This is a genomic window from Mitsuokella apri, from assembly GCF_051886055.1.
Lineage (GTDB): Bacteria > Bacillota > Negativicutes > Selenomonadales > Selenomonadaceae > Mitsuokella.
On the sequence record NZ_JBJEXT010000070.1, the window covers coordinates 152390 to 168882 of the forward strand.

Annotated in this window: 14 protein-coding genes; 1 reads left to right on the forward strand and 13 read right to left on the reverse strand. The window is 52.2% G+C overall.

What is annotated here, in order from left to right; translation table 11 throughout:
• Positions 1-151: 151 nt before the first annotated feature.
• Positions 152-601: a hypothetical protein gene (locus ACI4OH_RS10810; RefSeq protein ID WP_435720913.1), complete on the forward strand. Its 450-nt coding sequence runs from the start codon at positions 152-154 to the stop codon at positions 599-601.
• 103 nt (positions 602-704) lie between these two features.
• Here the strand turns inward: ACI4OH_RS10810 and ACI4OH_RS10815 are convergent, their stop codons facing one another.
• The 13 genes from ACI4OH_RS10815 to ACI4OH_RS10875 form a co-directional block, all read right to left on the reverse strand.
• Positions 705-1517, reverse strand: a complete 813-nt coding sequence (locus ACI4OH_RS10815; RefSeq protein WP_432646154.1) for a G5 and 3D domain-containing protein — start codon at positions 1515-1517, stop codon at positions 705-707.
• 194 nt (positions 1518-1711) lie between these two features.
• Positions 1712-2488 (reverse strand): TatD family hydrolase, encoded by a 777-nt coding sequence (locus ACI4OH_RS10820; protein WP_432646153.1) that lies wholly within the window; start codon positions 2486-2488, stop codon positions 1712-1714.
• Entirely contained in the window at positions 2488-4449 is a 1962-nt protein-coding gene (gene metG, locus ACI4OH_RS10825) for a methionine--tRNA ligase (RefSeq protein ID WP_439784732.1), read from the reverse strand. Before metG ends, ACI4OH_RS10820 begins: the two co-directional genes overlap by 1 nt.
• Before the next feature lie 120 nt (positions 4450-4569).
• On the reverse strand, positions 4570-5883 hold the full coding sequence (locus tag ACI4OH_RS10830) for a tetratricopeptide repeat protein (RefSeq protein WP_435720915.1): 1314 nt from the start codon (positions 5881-5883) through the stop codon (positions 4570-4572).
• Between the two features lie 142 nt (positions 5884-6025).
• Complete coding sequence (locus ACI4OH_RS10835) at positions 6026-7057, reverse strand: LacI family DNA-binding transcriptional regulator (RefSeq protein WP_435720916.1); 1032 nt, start codon at positions 7055-7057, stop codon at positions 6026-6028.
• A 38-nt stretch (positions 7058-7095) separates the two neighbouring features.
• Positions 7096-8601: a UDP-glucose--hexose-1-phosphate uridylyltransferase gene (gene galT, locus ACI4OH_RS10840; protein ID WP_432646149.1), complete on the reverse strand. Its 1506-nt coding sequence runs from the start codon at positions 8599-8601 to the stop codon at positions 7096-7098.
• A 62-nt stretch (positions 8602-8663) separates the two neighbouring features.
• Entirely contained in the window at positions 8664-9653 is a 990-nt protein-coding gene (galE, locus tag ACI4OH_RS10845; protein ID WP_435720917.1) for a UDP-glucose 4-epimerase GalE, read from the reverse strand.
• Between the two features lie 98 nt (positions 9654-9751).
• A complete protein-coding gene (locus ACI4OH_RS10850; protein ID WP_439784733.1) occupies positions 9752-10927 on the reverse strand; it encodes a galactokinase in 1176 nt (391 codons plus the stop codon).
• A gap of 270 nt (positions 10928-11197) precedes the next feature.
• On the reverse strand, positions 11198-12085 hold the full coding sequence (rsmI, locus tag ACI4OH_RS10855) for a 16S rRNA (cytidine(1402)-2'-O)-methyltransferase (RefSeq protein ID WP_435720919.1): 888 nt from the start codon (positions 12083-12085) through the stop codon (positions 11198-11200).
• Positions 12086-12099: 14 nt separating this feature from the next.
• On the reverse strand, positions 12100-12867 hold the full coding sequence (locus tag ACI4OH_RS10860) for a tRNA1(Val) (adenine(37)-N6)-methyltransferase (RefSeq protein ID WP_435720920.1): 768 nt from the start codon (positions 12865-12867) through the stop codon (positions 12100-12102).
• Complete coding sequence (locus ACI4OH_RS10865; RefSeq protein ID WP_435720921.1) at positions 12864-14000, reverse strand: PSP1 domain-containing protein; 1137 nt, start codon at positions 13998-14000, stop codon at positions 12864-12866. The genes ACI4OH_RS10860 and ACI4OH_RS10865 overlap by 4 nt, the downstream gene beginning before the upstream one ends.
• A 21-nt stretch (positions 14001-14021) precedes the next feature.
• Positions 14022-15032 (reverse strand): DNA polymerase III subunit delta', encoded by a 1011-nt coding sequence (gene holB / locus ACI4OH_RS10870; protein ID WP_435720922.1) that lies wholly within the window; start codon positions 15030-15032, stop codon positions 14022-14024.
• Positions 15033-15163: 131 nt separating this feature from the next.
• Positions 15164-16450: a PucR family transcriptional regulator gene (locus tag ACI4OH_RS10875; protein ID WP_439784734.1), complete on the reverse strand. Its 1287-nt coding sequence runs from the start codon at positions 16448-16450 to the stop codon at positions 15164-15166.
• Positions 16451-16493 lie beyond the last annotated feature (43 nt).

Genomic DNA, 16493 nt, shown 5'->3' on the forward strand with positions numbered 1-16493 from the left:
TACGAACGTTCATTTAATGTGACAATTATATCATAGGATGTACATCAAATCAAGAGCATATGTCTCTTTGTAACATGACCTGTCCCCTTGGCCGGCTGCACAGACAAATATGATATAATAAAAGTATATACAAAGCAAAGGAAGTGTCACCATGGCTGAACCAACCGATATCAAGAAAAAAGCCGAACAAAAAATCAATCCCATCGTCGACCGCCCGCACGGCCAGGAACAGCAGATCAAGATGGATATCCTCAGCATGATCGAACGCGCAGAAAATCCCTTCGATATCATTTACCATTTTGTCAAATGGCTCGAGGTATTTTCCGGAGAGCCGGGCTATGCAAAATACGCCGAAGACCAGATCCGCTCTGTCTACGGTCTGGCCCTGCAGCATGTCAAGCCCATGCAGAACGAGCTCGCCGAAGTTGAAGCCCGCCTCAAACGCATTGAAGCGGCCTATGAAAAGCCCGAATTTACAGAAGAAGAGCGCACGCGCATCGGCTTCGCCATCACGCATCACAAAGAAAATATCGAACGCCTCAAAATTCTCATCAAGCAGGCCAAAGCCAACCACAGCAGCATGAAACTGCAGAAAGACTGAATGGCATAACTTGGGAAGGCGGCAAAACAAAAGGAGACTGTCCATGAGTTAAATTCTCATGAACAGTCTCCTTTTGCTGAAGAAATTCTCCAGTCAGACTGCTTTAGTCAAGGACATAAACCGTTACATAGCGGCGGCCGAATTCCATAGCCTGTCCATAATCATCCATGCAGAGGTCGATGCGGTTGCCGATAATAGCGCCGCCCGTGTCCGCTGCAATCGCCTCACCGTAACCGGGAATATAGAGGCGCGTACCAAGCGGGATAACATCGGTATCGACCGCTGCCACGCCATACTGCGCGAGCATGCCGGAAGCCGTGATGCCGTCTCCGCCGCCATCCCATGGCATATAGGCCGTTGCTTCCATCTCGTAAACGGCACTGTACGGTGCCCTGCCATATGAAGTTTCTACTGTTTCTGCTGCCTGTCCCGCTCCGGCAGTGTCCGGCGTTTCCGCGTTGTTCACTACCGATATTTCCATATTGCTTTGAATTTTCGAATCCATGCCTGGCGATACTGTCAGATCGTCCAGATTGTAGCCCTGCTCTAAGAGGACATCTTTAACCGTCTGATTGCTGGTCAGAACTTCCTTTTTTTGTCCCTGATAGTCAATTGTGACCGGGACCGCTCGATAAACTGTGATGTCGGTGTCGTGTTCGTCAATTTTCTGTAACTGATAAGAATCTTTGGCGCTGAGTTTCACGCCTGCGCGTTCGAGGATTGCCTCCGGATTTCTGTGTATTGTGCTGAGTTCAATGGTGCGTCCATCGACATGAATCTGTACCTGATGCGTATTGTCGGGTGCGCCAGCGCGCGTGAAGCCCGAGGTCATCATGAGCATGATGGCCAAAGTCATGCATAACAGGATTTTCTTTTTTGCTTTATTATGTAAGGAAATGAGCTGTCTAAAACTCATTCAATCCCCCCTTTGTCCATAAATTTATGACGGGAACAGTAAAAGAAATAATTCGTATAGCATGGCAAAACCAGCAGTTATAAACTGCATGATCTTATTGTCCCACAAGAAGCTGAAATCAACCTGAAAAATGGGAATGAAAAAGTGGTGAGCGCTGCTTTTATGCAGTCACTCACCACTTTTATAAATTTTGCTTATAGACCGTATAACTCTATAGCATTTTTTGTCGTTCTGGCAGCCACTTCTTCAAGACTCAGGCCGCGAAGTTCCGCGACTTTTTCTGCCACAAAACGGACATATGCAGGTTCGTTGCGCTTGCCGCGCATCGGTACAGGAGCCATATACGGGGCATCTGTCTCCAAAAGCAGGCGTTCCATTGGCATGGCCTTGACGATTTCCGGCAGCTTTGCCGCGTTCTTGAAAGTCAGGGGGCCATCGACACCAAGATACCACCCCATCTTTAGGAGTTCCTTCGCCATCTCATAGCTGCCTGAAAAGCAGTGCAGGACACCGCGGATGCCCCTGCCCTCTTTTTTGAGGATAGCCAGCGTGTCCCCATGAGCATCGCGGTCATGGATGCAGACAGGCATGTGCAGCTCGCGTGCCAGATGCAATTGGCGGATAAAGATGCGCCGCTGCAGGGCCCGCTTCTCCTCCTCTTTCTCCCAATAATAATCGAGACCAATCTCACCAATGGCCACAACCTTTGGCATATCCGTCCAGGCCGCGAGGATATCGTCCTCGCGTGACGTCATCTCAAATGCTTCTTCCGGATGAATGCCGACACCGGCATAGAGCCCCTCGTATTGTTCCGCCAGATTCACGGCCAATTCCGAGGAGGCCAGCGTGTCGCCCATGTTGATCATGCGCGTGACGCCGGCTTCTTTTGCCCGTGCAATTGTTTCAGGAATGTCCTCGGCAAATTTTGCATCGTTGAGATGCGTATGCGTATCGACGAGTTCCATGCTCATCAGCGCACCTCGGTGCCGGCCGGCATATTGACCTCAAGGACTTTAAGGGCCTCTCCATCGCTGGCCGCGAGAATCATGCCTTCCGAGACGACGCCGCGAAGCTTCGCCGGTTTGAGGTTGGCAACGAGCACAAGGTGTTTGCCGACAAGTTCTTCCGGCTTGTAGAATTTCGCAATACCCGAAACGACCTGACGCTGCGGAACGCCTTCGCCAAGGCTCAGCTGAAGCTTCAGGAGTTTGTCGGCCTTTGGCACAGGCTCAGCCGCAACAACCTCTGCAACGCGGAGCTTGACTTTGCCAAAATCTTCAATGCCGATAACGCCCGGCACTTCTTCCTTGGCCTCTGCCTTCTTATTCTTCTGTGCCTTCTGCTGTTTTGCAGGAGCCTTCTTGGCTTCTTTTTCTTCTTTCTCTACCTCGATGCGCGGGAAGAGCTGCTCCGGCGTGCCGACTTTAAGGCCCGCCGGCGTGCCGCCCCAGTTTTCGATATCCTCAATCTGGACATCCTTGAAAGCCTGCGGCAGATTGAGCTGTTTCCAGATGCGCTCGGCCGTCACCGGCATGAACGGAGAAATCAGGACGCTGATGATGCGCAGGGATTCTGCGAGATTGTACATGACATTGGCAAGTTCCTGTTTCTTCTCTGGATCCTTCGCCAGTGCCCACGGCGCCGTTTCATCGATGTATTTATTGGCACGGCTTATGAAGGCCCAGACTTTCTTGATCGTAGCCGAAAGCTGCATATCCTCCATATTCTTTTCAAAGAACTCAACCGTTTCCTTCGCGTCGGCCTTGAGGGCTTTATCGACTTCGCTTTCACCAACAGGCGCCGTCAGAATGCCCTTCTGGAATTTGATGGTCATGTTGAGCGTGCGGTGCAGCAGGTTGCCGAGGTCATTGGCAAGGTCGCTGTTGATGCGGCTGATGAGGGCATCGCGCGAGAAGTTGCCGTCCTGGCCGAGGTTGATCTCGCGCAGCAGGAAGTAGCGGATGGCATCGGCGCCGAATTCATCGATGAGTCCGTTCGGGTCGACGACATTGCCCTTCGACTTGCTCATCTTATCGCCATCGACAATCAGCCAGCCGTGGCCGTAAACCTTCTTCGGCAGCGGCAGGTCAAGGGCCATGAGGATGCACGGCCAGATGATGGTATGGAAACGCACGATTTCCTTGCCCACAAGATGAAGATCTGCCGGCCAGAATTTCTTGAATTTCTCCGGGTCATCGAGGAAGCCGATCGGCGTCAGGTAGTTCGTCAGGGCATCGAACCAGACGTAGATGACGTGTTTCGGGTCAATCGGCACCGGAATGCCCCAGTCAAACGAGGTACGCGAGATGCAGAGGTCGTCGAGGCCCTGCTTGATGAAGTTGATCATCTCATTGCGGCGCGAAACCGGCTGGATAAAGTCCGGATGGTCTTCAATGTACTTGAGCACGCGGTCCGCGTATTTGCTCATCTTGAAGAAATACGCCTCTTCGGATACCTCCTGTACAGGGCGGTGGCAGTCCGGGCAGCAGCCGTTCTCATCGAGCTGATGCTCCGTCCAATAGCTTTCGCACGGCGTGCAGTACAGGCCCTTGTACTCGCCTTTGTAGATGTCACCCTTGGCATAGATGCGGTTAAAGACTTCCTGTACCACGCGCTCATGGCGTTTCTGCGTCGTACGGATGAAGTCATCGTTGCTGATGTGCAGACGTTTCCAGAGGTTCTGGAAGCCCGCGACAATTTTATCGACGTATTCAATCGGCGTAACGCCGGCTTCTTCCGCTTTCTGCTGGATTTTCTGGCCGTGCTCGTCCGAACCGGTCAGGAAGAAGACATCATCGCCGATGAGGCGGTGAAAGCGGGCAATGGAATCCGCAATAGTCGTGCAGTAAGCATGGCCGATGTGGAGTTTGGCACTCGGATAATAAATCGGTGTCGTGATATAAAATGGTTTCTTTTCTTTCTTTTCCGTCATGAGAAAATTCCTCCCTGTCAGGCGCTAATGGAACGCCCGCGCAAAATTTACAGGATTCGTGCGAATCTATCTACTTATTATAAATCAAATCCTCATAAATGAAAACTGTCCCCTGTCCGCTCATTTCAGGCAGGCTTCAAAGATAAACTGGTTGGCCAGAACATTCATATTGGCCGAATTGATATCAGCGGCCTCGCTGAGCGTCTGCCAGGCCTTTTCGTATTTTTTCTGGCGGACATAAGCCACAGCCTGTGCATTCTTGGCATCGGCTGTCTGCGGCGTCAGGCGCAGGGCCTCCTGGAAGTCCGCGATGGCATCCGCGTATTTCTTCTGATTCATGGCAATAAGCCCGCGGTTATACCAGGCCTGCGTGAATTCCGGATTGAGCTTTAACAGGGCATCGTAGCTCTTTAAGGAATCCTTCGCTCTGCCCTCACGCTGCTGGGTGATGGCAAGGTTGTAGACAGCAGCCGGCGAATCCGCCTTGTACTGCACAGCCTGCTGGAAATCCGCTTCTGCCTTTTTATAATCGAGGCGGTTGAAATAGACAATGCCGCGGTAAATATACGAATTGGCCTCATCCGGCATTTCGCGGACTTTCTTTTCTGCAGCGGCCAGCGACGCATCCGAGCCGTCCGGAGCCTGTGCCTGCTGCCAGAGATAGAGGATTTCCTGTCCGTAGCGCGTACCCGGCACAGCCCAGACACCGTTGAGCCCCGTCCACTTCGTGATGTGGCCGTGAATGTCCGGCCGGTTTTCTACAACGTGGTAGTAACGCGGGTCAATGATCTGGCTGTGCGGCAGCTCCGAACTCGCATAGGCCATGAGATGCTGGATATGCGCGCGCACGCCAAGCTGCGGCGTGGTAAAGCTTGCTCCGGCAACGCGGTTGCCCGTCGCCCCGAGGCCGCAGAAATTATTCTGTTTCGGCGAAACATCGCCGCCATACGCGAAAAAGCCCGTTTCCTTAAGTGCCTGACAAAGTGCCACATCGGGGCGGATGCCCTCGCGGCCTGCCTCTTCGTAATAATAGCGCACGATATCCTCAACTGAGCAATTGAGCTTGGGCTGCGAATTACGCTTTTCAATGTAATGAACCATCTGTTCCTGCGTCGCCTCAGCAGGTCCCATGATGGTGATCGTGTCAGCCGCGGCCTCGGCCTCGAGCATCGGCTCTTCATAAGCGGGTGCCAGACGCCATTTGACGCTGTCCATGGCCCTTTTGTTGACCGTCCCCGTCATTTTAGCAGGGAAAGACGGACGCCCCGGTATCGTGCGCACGGAAACATCCTCAGTGACGCTGGCGGTTTTGCCTGCAGAAACGGCAGCAGATGCAGCCGAGGCCATTGCCGCCTGCGGCTGGCAGAGGGCGGAAAGCGAATAAAAAGAAGCCCCGCAGACGGCCACAGCCAGCAGGGAACGTGATATTCTCATAAAATAAAAACCTCCTGTAAAGGGTTGCCTGCAACATCCCTTCTATTATAACATATCTCACGCAAACGTTCTGCAACACAAAAATGCTCCCCAAAATGGAGAGCATTTTTATTCGAATCTGCTAAAATCTGCCAAGGCAGCATTACGATTTCACAGCACACGGAGCTGTCGACTCCCGGACAATCAGGATATTTTCCAGCGTAATGCGCTTGCTCTGACCGCCGTGAATCATCTCGACCAGTACAGCCGCAGCATTTGTGCCAAGCTGGAACATATTCTGATCCATAGTCGTGATCTGCGGTTCTACGAGCTTGGAAAGCGTGATATTATCGTAGCCAATCACGGAAACATCTTTTGGCACATTGAGCCCCAAACGCTTGCAGGCACGGATTGCGCCGGTCGCCATGAGGTCATTGCAGCAAAGGATAGCCGTGGGATTGAGCCCCGGCAGAACCTTCATGAGTTTGATTCTGGCCGAAGCCATCGTATCGATGTTATTGCCTTCGCCAATGTCAATGATATGATCTTCATCCAAGAGTCCATGCTCTTTCATAAAGACACGGTACGCTTTTTCCTTGACCGTATAAGAATCGGAATTCTCACCACGGACCAGGACAATCTTTCTATGTCCAAGCTTATAAAGATATTCAAGCGCCTGCCGCGTGCCCATGATCTCATCATTGGCCACATAAGAAACATTGGGAATGCGGTGATAGCCATTGATGAACACCAGGGGAACTCTTTTGACAATGCGGCGGTAAAACTCCTCGCGCAGGCCCTGTGTATTCGGGCTGATGACAATGATGCCGGATACATTGCGCGAGACGAGTGTATTGATGCACTCCATCTCGAGCTCCGGGTCATTCTGAGCGCAGTTCAGCAGCAGGGAATAGCCCTGACGGCGCATCGATTTCTCGATGCCGTCAATGACTTCTGCAAAGAACATATTATAAAGGCTGGGCACCACAACGCCAATGGTTGACGAATGGCGTGTATTGAGCTCGCGCGCCTGTACATTTGGCACATACTGCAGCGCATTGATCGCCGCCTGTACTTTTTCACGTGTTTCAGTCTTGACGGGATAATTCCCATTGACGACACGCGATACCGTTGCGACCGAAACGCCAGCTTCTTTTGCCACATCTACAATCGTAGCCTTTTTCTTAATTTCCATTACGTATTCCCTGCTTTCATTGGATTTTGGAGCAGTCCTCAATCCTTAGCAGCAGCTGCGATAAAGCGGTCGAACGCTTCCATGCCCTTGGCATCGCGTTTGTAAACGCCAGCATGCGTGAGAACTATCTCAAATACTTTGCCGATTTCTTCCTTGAGGATATCCTCAACATTCTCTTCGGTAACCGTCTGGTACTTCTGGCGAAGCATCTTGTACCAGTCTGCATGGCTGGCAATCTCCGGCATGCCCGAAATATCTTCCGTACCCTTGACGAGTTCCTGACCGACAAGTGCCATTTCTTTCTTGAGGCGGGCCGGCAGTACAGCGAGGCCCATGACTTCAATCAGGCCGATATTTTCCTTCTTGATGTGATGGACTTCAGCATGCGGATGGAAGAGGCCAAGCGGATGCTCTTTTGTCGTGCGGTTGTTGCGCAGGACGAGGTCGAGTTCGTAGAGATTGCCGCGGCGGCGGGCAATCGGCGTAATCGTGTTGTGCGGCGTGCCATCCGTCTCAGCGAGAATCTCTACACTCGGGTCACTGTATTTGCGCCATTTATCGAGGATTTTCTCCGCGAGATCCGCAAGTTCCTCACGGTCTTCACCCTGCAGGCGAATCGTCGACATCGGCCATTTGACGCGGCCGACTTTGATGTTTTCAAAACCTGGAAACGTATACGTCTTCTCGATGGGAGCCTTGGCCATGGCGAACGTGTAACGGCCGCCCTGATAATGGTCATGAGAAAGAATGGAACCGCCGACAATCGGCAGATCTGCATTGGAACCGAGGAAGTAATGCGGGAATATCGTGACAAAGTCCATGAGGTTCTCGAAGCTCTTGCGCGATACTTTCATCGGCACATGCTTGCGATTCAGGACTATACAATGTTCATTATAATACGTATATGGAGAATACTGCAAGAACCAGCGATGGGCGGACAAGCGCAGCGGAATCAGGCGATGCGTCTCGCGGGCCGGATGCCCCGGATGACCGGCATAACCTTCATTCTCGCGGCAAAGCAGGCATTTCGGATAGCCGGAAGACGGTGCCGATTTGGCCTTGGCGATATCGCGCGGGTCTTTTTCCGGCTTGGACAGATTGATGGTGATATCGAGATCGCCATATTCCGTGGCTGTCTTCCAGATGATATTCTTGTCGATGCGGTCCTTGCGGATGTAATTCGACGCAATGCTCATCTTATAGAACTCGTCCGTCGCGGCTTTCGGACTGCGTGCATAATCATTGCGGAAGCGGCGTACTACTTCCGAAGGACGCGGCATGACACAGTCCATAATGCGCGTATCAAAGAGATCGCGGTTTTCCGTCGTATTCTCGATGATGCCTTTTTCTGCAGCATAATCGAGCATATTCTCAAGGATTGGCATAGCCGTCGGCAGCTCTTCATCGATGAACTCAGGTTCAAAAGCATCCACCTTGAGTACATCAATCAGTCGGTTGGCTGCATAATAATAGTCGTCTTCGTTGATGAGCTGATTCTGCTTAGCAAAGTTCAGTAAACGGTTAACTTCCGTATTGATAGACATATTTTTCCTTCCTTTCGGATTCCGGCTTTCTGCTTCTTTCGCTTCTTGCTGATGCCCGATCCTTATTTCTCGTAGCCGTTTGGATGTTTCTGATGCCAGGTCCAGGCCGTACCGATGACCTGTTCAACGTTTGTGTAACGCGGCTTCCAGCCGAGGACCTTCTTCGCTTTCTCCGAAGAAGCGATGAGCTGTGCCGGATCGCCAGCGCGGCGTGCACCCATTTCGACTTTGATTTCCTTGCCCGTAGCCTTCTTAGCAGCCTCAATCATTTCCTTGACCGAGAAGCCCTTGCCATTGCCGAGGTTAAAGATATTGCTCTCGCCGCCCTTGCGCAGGTATTCAAGTGCCAGCACATGAGCATCAGCAAGGTCGATGACGTGGATGTAGTCGCGCAGGCACGTGCCATCCGGCGTCGGGTAATCATCGCCGAAAATCGTGATATGATCGCGCTTGCCAAGCGGAACCTGCAGAATCAGCGGGATAAGGTGCGTTTCAGGGTTATGATCCTCACCGATGGAACCATCGTCAAGAGCACCTGCTGCATTGAAGTAACGCAGCGATACATAGCGGATGCCATCGGCACGGCTAACCCACTTCATCATTTTTTCCATCGTGCGTTTCGATTCACCGTACGGATTCGTCGGATTCGTCGGGTCATCTTCCATGATTGGTACACGTTTCGGCTCACCATAGACAGCAGCCGTCGACGAGAAAACAATCTTGTCAACATGGTTGCGTACCATGGATTCCAGCAGAACCTGCATGCCATAGACATTGTTGTTGAAATACTTCAAAGGCTTCTGGACGCTCTCACCAACGAGAGAATTGGCTGCAAAGTGGATGACTGCTTCGATGTCATTCTCCGTGAAGATTTTATCGAGGATAGCGGCATCGCGGATATCACCTTCATAGAATTTAGCCTTCGGATTCAGCGCGTCGCGATGACCCGTCTGCAGGTTATCAACAATAACAACATCCTCACCCTTTTCTACGAGCTGATGAACTGCATGAGAACCGATATAACCGGCACCGCCACAAACCAGAATAGACATAAGTAATCTTCTCCTTTTTTTCTTTCATTATACAACAGATACGATTCCACAATATGTTCTATCGTGTTAAGATTTTGTTACCAATGAAGTAATGAAGTTCAGCCATCAATGCGATGCGTGCCATCCGAGATGCTGGCAACGACGAAACTCGGTGCATAGCCGATTTTCTTCGTGTACGCTTCGCCGACATTCTTCTTGAAGGCTTCAATCGCATCATTTTTGACGAGGCTGACCGTCGAACCGCCAAAGCCTGCGCCCGTCATGCGCGAACCGATGACGCCGTCCTGCTGCCAGGCAATCTCTGCCAGCGTATCGAGTTCCTTACCCGTAACTTCGTAATCATCGCGCAGCGAGAAGTGCGACTCGTTCATAAGACGGCCAAATTCCTTGACGTCATTGTTCTCAAGAGCTTTGACGGCATCGAGCGTGCGGTTGTTCTCGTAAACGGCATGGCGTGCACGGTGACGCTCCAGGACTTCTTCAATGTGGCCGGCGAGCTTGTTGAATTCATCGTTGCTGAGCTCACCGAGGGCCTTGAGGTCCGGCTTGACTTCCTTGAGCTCGTTTAAGGCATGCTCGCACTGGGCACGGCGTACGTTGTAAGCCGAAGAAGCAAGGCTGTGCGGTTTGTTCGTATTCGTGATGACAATGCTGGCATCCTCAAGTGCAATCTTGCTGTAGCGATAGGAAAGCGTGTTGCAGTCAAGCAGGATTGCGCAGTCCTTCTTGCCCATGCCAACAGCGAACTGGTCCATGATGCCGCAGTTGACGCCGACGAACTGATTCTCCGCTTTCTGAGAGAGCTTGACCATCTCGATCATGTCAAGACCAAAGTCAAATGCTTCATTGAGGATAACGGACGTCAGGACTTCAAGAGAAGCTGAGGAGGACAGGCCTGCACCAGCTGGCAGCGTGCCGTAAATCAGGATATCAAAGCCATGCGAAGCCTTGTGGCCAGCTTTTTCAAAAACATCAATAACGCCCATCGGGTAGTTGGCCCAATCCTTGGCAGCATCGTACTCAAGGCCCGTCATCGGGAATTCAATGATGCCCTTGTCAGCGAGATTCATCGAGTACATGCGCGTCGTCATGTCCTTGCGGTCAGCAACAACGGCATAAGTACCAAGCGAGATTGCGCACGGGAAAACATGGCCGCCGTTGTAATCGGTATGCTCACCAATCAGATTGACACGGCCCGGGGAAAAATAGCTGCGCTCTGCGTCAGAGCCGAACTGCTTTTTGAATTCTTCCTTCATCGTTGCTAAGATTTCCATCGAGTAACCCTCCATCGCTTAAAACTTACAATAACTAAACAAGTAAACATTTGCTTCGCGCCTGCCGAGCCTTTATCGGTAAACGTTTTCTTACAGCCCCTAAAAGATGGTGCAAACCCCTTCTGTCTTCTGATTTGCACCTTCTTTTTTCTTGTTGTCTCTAGTTTACCGCTTCTCTCTTGTATTGTCAAGTATTATTGTAAACGTTTTCTGGAATTGTTTCTATGACATAAAAAAAAGTCAGGCAAGACCTGACTTTTTCGCATGATTTTATTTTTCTGCAGTCAGCAGGGCCGCATAGACATCGCGCCGTGAGATGCCCAGCTTTTTCGCGGCCTCCCGCATTGCTTCTTTTTTGCTCAGGCCATCTTCCATAAGCATTTTGCACAGTTCCACAGGATCTGCCGGAAACTCCTGTGACGGCTCCGTCTCGCCCTTGAAGCCCTCCACGATCAGCACATACTCGCCGCGGGGTTCGTTTTCTTCATAAAAGTTCAGCAAATCCTGCAAGGTTCCCCTGCGGAACTCCTCAAACTTTTTCGTGAGTTCCCGCCCAAAGGCAGCACGGCGCGTTCCCCCGAGCATCGCGGCAAGCTGGCGCAGTGTTGCTTTCAAATGATGCGGGGCCTCGTAAAAAATCAAAGTCTCACGGTGATTCTTTACCTCGGACAGGACTTCCTGCTGTTTCTTCGCAGTCTTGGGTAAAAAACCGACAAATGTAAAACGAGTCGTATCAAGGCCCGAACAAATCAGAGCTGAAAGCCCTGCATTGCAGCCGGGCAGAGGTGAGACGCGGATCCCTGCTTTGATGGCCAGCTCAGCGAGGTGGCTTCCGGGATCGCAGATGCCCGGCAGGCCCGCATCGCTTACACAGATGAGGTCCTGACCGGAGAGCAGCCACTCGATGAGTTCAGGGCCCTTCGTGAATTTATTGTGCTCATGGTAGCTCGTGAGCTTTGTATGAATATCAAAATGCGTGAGCAGCTGGCGTGTATGGCGCGTATCTTCCGCTGCAATCAGGGGAACTTCCCCGAGCATGCGCACGGCACGATACGTCATATCTTCGAGATTGCCGATTGGCGTAGCACAGAGATACAAGGTTCCTGCACCCTGCTGCCGAGCCTTCTGTTCCATTTTTTCCTGCTGTTCCTGCTCCATATCATTCCTCTTTATCATTCTTCTGTGTCCTTTGTGCCGGCTCCTGTCATGCCGTAAATGGCAAGGATTTCCCTCGTATAAGAGCCATCCTCATCGTGTACAATAAGCGGCGGCATGACTTTAAGGCCGCCCGGAGCTGCGCCCACGACAGCTTCCACAAGCATCATATTCGGAGCCTTGCCTGCCTTTGGCTGTACCATGCGCAGCCTTTTCGCCTCCATTTGATGCTCGTGCATTGTAACGAGGATTTCGCCGAGACGTTCGGGCAGATGCACCATGGCAAAGTGTCCGCCAAAACGCAGGGCGTAACGGGCGGCCTTCACCACATCCTCTAGTGTGGCCGTGAATTCATGGCGTGCGCGCGCTACACCGCTCATTTTATTGACCTGCCCGTGGGCAACGGGACGATACGGCGGATTGGCCAGTACGACATCAAAGGATTCGGCAGGGTAGAACGCGCGAATCGCGCGGTAGTCCCCCTCGCGAACCGATATCTTCGCTTCGAGTTCATTCATATAGACATTGCGGGAAGCGAGTTCAGCCATGACAGGACTGAGCTCGATGGCTTCGATATGCGCGGCTTCATCGGCAATGAGCAGGGGAATCACCCCCGTCCCCGTACCGAGCTCCAAGACCTTTTGCCTTGGATGCAGGCGGGGAAAATGCGCCAAAAGCACTGCATCCAGAGAAAAACAGAACTCCTGTGTATTCTGGATGATTTTACGGCCGCTTTTCATGAGATCATCAAGCCTTTCATGCTCTTTCAGCTCTACGTCTCTCATGCCTTAGGTTCCTGCTGTGTTGGCTGAGACGGCCGCTGCTGGCCGTTCTCCCTTTTTTCACGCGGAGCCTTCGGACGGCGCGGACCATTATGAGGACGGCTGCTGCGTTCACCGCGGGCATCACGTGGGCGGCGGCTGCGGCGGCCGCGGTTGTTATTTTCACGATTTTCACGCGGACGGCGCGGGCGTTCTGTATGCTCACTGCGCTCACGGCGGGCAGAACGGCGCTCACCGCCCTGATTGGAGCGTCTGCGCGTATCGTCCCTGTTCTCTGTCACACGCTCTTTCGCCTGTGCATTGCCCTCTTCTGTCTCCACTTCTTCTTCGATGACATCTTCCCAGGCAGCCACCACCGTGCGGCTGTTGTCGAGCAGGATTGTCGCGGTACGGCGCTGCTGATTGAGCGATATAACCTTGCCCTCGCCGTCCATCGTAACCACGCGTCCGCCCTGCTGCGGCGGCTGAACCTTTTTCTGCTTCTGCGGACATTCATTGCAGTAACATTCACTCTCATATTTCAGACAGCACATAAGGCGGCCGCAGATACCTGAAATCTTCGTTGGATTCAGCGACAGATTCTGCTCCTTGGCCATGCGGATGGAGACGGGTTCAAAATCACCGAGGAACGTGGCACAGCAAAGCGGACGCCCGCAGCAGCCAATGCCGCCCATGATTTTTGCTTCATCGCGCACACCAATCTGGCGCAGTTCAATGCGCGTGCGAAAGACCGATGCCAAATCTTTGACGAGGTCGCGAAAATCAATGCGGCCGTCTGCCGTAAAATAAAAAATGATTTTATTGAGGTCAAATGTATATTCCACATCAACGAGCTTCATGGGCAGGCCGTGTTCCCGGATTTTTTTCGCGCAGATCGCATACGCTTCTTTTTCATGCTTTTTGTTATCCGCTACACGCGCAAGGTCATGTTCATTGGCAATGCGCTGCACGACCTTCAAGGGCTGGGCATCTGCTGCCGGCTCCCCTTCGCGCGGGCCGATGACCACCAGTCCGCATTCCATGCCGCGGGCCGTTTCCACAATAACGTGCTGCCCTTTTTCAATGTGCAGCTGGCCGGGACTGAAATGATAAATCCTTCCCGCCTTCTTGAAGCGGACTCCGATATATGTCTCCAAAATTTTCCTCCTGAATCTATATCAACTGACACGCATCATGATATCGCGTGTGCGAATAAAAAAACCTTCCATTAAGAGGCGCGGACTCGCGTTTGAAAGCAGCCGTTTCTGTGCCTCGCGGACCTCCTCCAACAGGCAAAAAATCCTGTCTTCCGGATAATCCGGCAGCATGGCCAGCAAATCCTGCCGGATGTCCCGGTGATAGAGCATGGGACTTGCACCATCTTCCATGAGTATGAGCAGGTCACGCAGCATCATATTGAGATACAGGAACCATTCCCGCAGAACCTCGCGGTCCTGTTCGCCCATCCCGGCTGACTTCGTCCAGATTTGTTCCATATTGAGATGAGGCAGGGCCTTGAGAAAAGCCAGCACTTCCTGCCGGAGCTGCAGGCCCTCATGCTCAAACAGCGTGAGAGCCCGCCCGGGGCTGCCGTCTGCGAGCGCAGCCAGCACCCCGGCCTCATCTGCTGGCACATCACGCTGTAAAAGAACTTTTTCAATATCCTCTGCAGCCAGCATGCCAAAATTCACAGGCATACAGCGTGAAAGAATGGTATCGAGCAAAGCGCTGCGGGCGCTCGTGACGAGAATAAACGTGACGGGGCCTTCCGGCTCCTCCAGGGTTTTCAGCAGGCTGTTTTCTGCCGCCTCGTTCATACGGTCTGCATCATCGATGAGCACGACACGCCGTTTTGACAGGACCGGATAACGCGAGACCTGTACCTGCATGGCACGAATGGCCTCGATACGGATCTGTGCTGCGGACTTGCCGTTCTTCTCGGGTACGACCTCAAGATAATCGGGATGCGAACCAAGGCTCATAGCCTGACATGAAGCACAGTTTCCACAGGGGGCCTCTTCTCCTTCACAAAGGACCGCAGCCGCAAGGACATGCGCGAGCATCTTCTTGCCAATGCCATCCGGACCGGCAAAAAGCAGGGCATGCGGCATTCTGCCTTCGCGCAGCATCGTACGCAGAGCTTTTTTCTGCTCCTCATGCCCTGCTATTTCATCCCATTGCAGCTCCATACAGATCTCGTGCTTCCTTTCTCTCTATTTCTTTTTCTTTCACTCCATCCTGCCTGCCCCATCCGTCCGGCAGCAGGAGCTTCCCAACGAAAAAGCCATAGAAATATTATATCGTTGCCCCTGTTTGTGCGTCAATGGCTTACTGCCTCTTCCCCGCCGTGTATTTTCTCATGGACACTGCCTGCGTTGCCGACATAGCCGCTCGGCAGAATATGCATATCGACGAGGATCTCACGCACGCGCACCGCTGCGTAAAGATTAAACCGCACATCCGGGTCATTGAGGTCGCGCGCCAAAAGCTGTTCAATCTTATCGCTGCGGTAACGCACCGTATTGACGTGGACGAACAGTTCTGCCGCCGTCGTCGTATAATTGAAATTCGTTTCCAGCAGGAGCTTCAGCGTGGCCAAAAGGTCTGCATCGTTCTCACCGTCATAATCGAGCAGACGGCCGAGAGCCGTACGGCAGAACTCAAAAGCAGACTCTACTCCGCCGGCGAAAATATTGCTGACGATGCCGCAGTCATGATAATAGCGGAAAAAGCCCTGCTCATGCTTCGTCCTGCCGTAAGAAAGTGCCAAACGCGCCTCCCGGTAGCTCTTCTGCAGGTCAGAGAGTGCATGCATATTCCCGATGCCGCAGGAGAGCAGCAGTTGATGGCGCTTGGAAAAATCGCGCTGCCACTGCTGCAGGATACGGTGCATGCATTGTTCATGTTCATGGACCGGATGCTCTGGAACGGTCTCAATCTCCGGCATGATGACAACGCCACGGCCATGCCATACCAGAGGACAGACCATGGCATCATTGTACTGATGCATGAGCTGCAAAATACTGGCCTTGAAATCCACTTCAATGGATTCAAACGGCTGTTCTTCCGATTCCACCAGCATGACGCGGTAAGACTGCTTCTCATCCAATTCAATGCCGCTCTGCTGCAGAAGATTCTCCAGCCTTGACTTCACGCCAGCAAAGGCGCTGGTCAGGATTTCATCTGTCACGCGGCTGATTTCCTGTCCGACTTCGACCTTGCTGCGCAGAAAATACATCAGGGCCAGACGTGCCGTGAGAGCAGTCTGCAGTAGTCCGTCAATGTCCTTTTCCGCAACACGGCTGACGAACAGGAAAAGGCGCAGCTCACTGTCTTCAAGGCTCACCTGCAGGACAAGCAGCCGTCTTTCTTCCATATAGTAGTACTGGTCATCTGTAAAAGATGGCAAATGCTGTAAAATCTTGCGAATGGTCTCGGACACCGGTATTTTTTCCGGATAGTATTCCCTGCCATCCCCCGTAACCAGCAGAAATGGTTTTTTTAGAATTTTCTTTAAATCATTTCCGAGTCCGTCAGCTCCCTGAGCGATACTCGTCTGCAGTAGTTCAAGTGACTTTTGTTCCAAAGTATCTTCACCCTTTTTCAAAACACCTTCTTTTCATTATAACACAGAGCTCCGCAGGCAAAAA

Coding starts and splice junctions, on each gene's coding strand:
- ACI4OH_RS10810 (WP_435720913.1), top strand. CDS start 152: ATGGCTGAACCAACCGATATCAAGAAAAAAGCCGAACAAAAAATCAAT.
- ACI4OH_RS10815 (WP_432646154.1), bottom strand. CDS start 1,517: ATGAGTTTTAGACAGCTCATTTCCTTACATAATAAAGCAAAAAAGAAA.
- ACI4OH_RS10820 (WP_432646153.1), bottom strand. CDS start 2,488: ATGAGCATGGAACTCGTCGATACGCATACGCATCTCAACGATGCAAAA.
- metG (WP_439784732.1), bottom strand. CDS start 4,449: ATGACGGAAAAGAAAGAAAAGAAACCATTTTATATCACGACACCGATT.
- ACI4OH_RS10830 (WP_435720915.1), bottom strand. CDS start 5,883: ATGAGAATATCACGTTCCCTGCTGGCTGTGGCCGTCTGCGGGGCTTCT.
- ACI4OH_RS10835 (WP_435720916.1), bottom strand. CDS start 7,057: ATGGAAATTAAGAAAAAGGCTACGATTGTAGATGTGGCAAAAGAAGCT.
- galT (WP_432646149.1), bottom strand. CDS start 8,601: ATGTCTATCAATACGGAAGTTAACCGTTTACTGAACTTTGCTAAGCAG.
- galE (WP_435720917.1), bottom strand. CDS start 9,653: ATGTCTATTCTGGTTTGTGGCGGTGCCGGTTATATCGGTTCTCATGCA.
- ACI4OH_RS10850 (WP_439784733.1), bottom strand. CDS start 10,927: ATGGAAATCTTAGCAACGATGAAGGAAGAATTCAAAAAGCAGTTCGGC.
- rsmI (WP_435720919.1), bottom strand. CDS start 12,085: ATGGAGCAGGAACAGCAGGAAAAAATGGAACAGAAGGCTCGGCAGCAG.
- ACI4OH_RS10860 (WP_435720920.1), bottom strand. CDS start 12,867: ATGAGAGACGTAGAGCTGAAAGAGCATGAAAGGCTTGATGATCTCATG.
- holB (WP_435720922.1), bottom strand. CDS start 15,032: ATGGAGCTGCAATGGGATGAAATAGCAGGGCATGAGGAGCAGAAAAAA.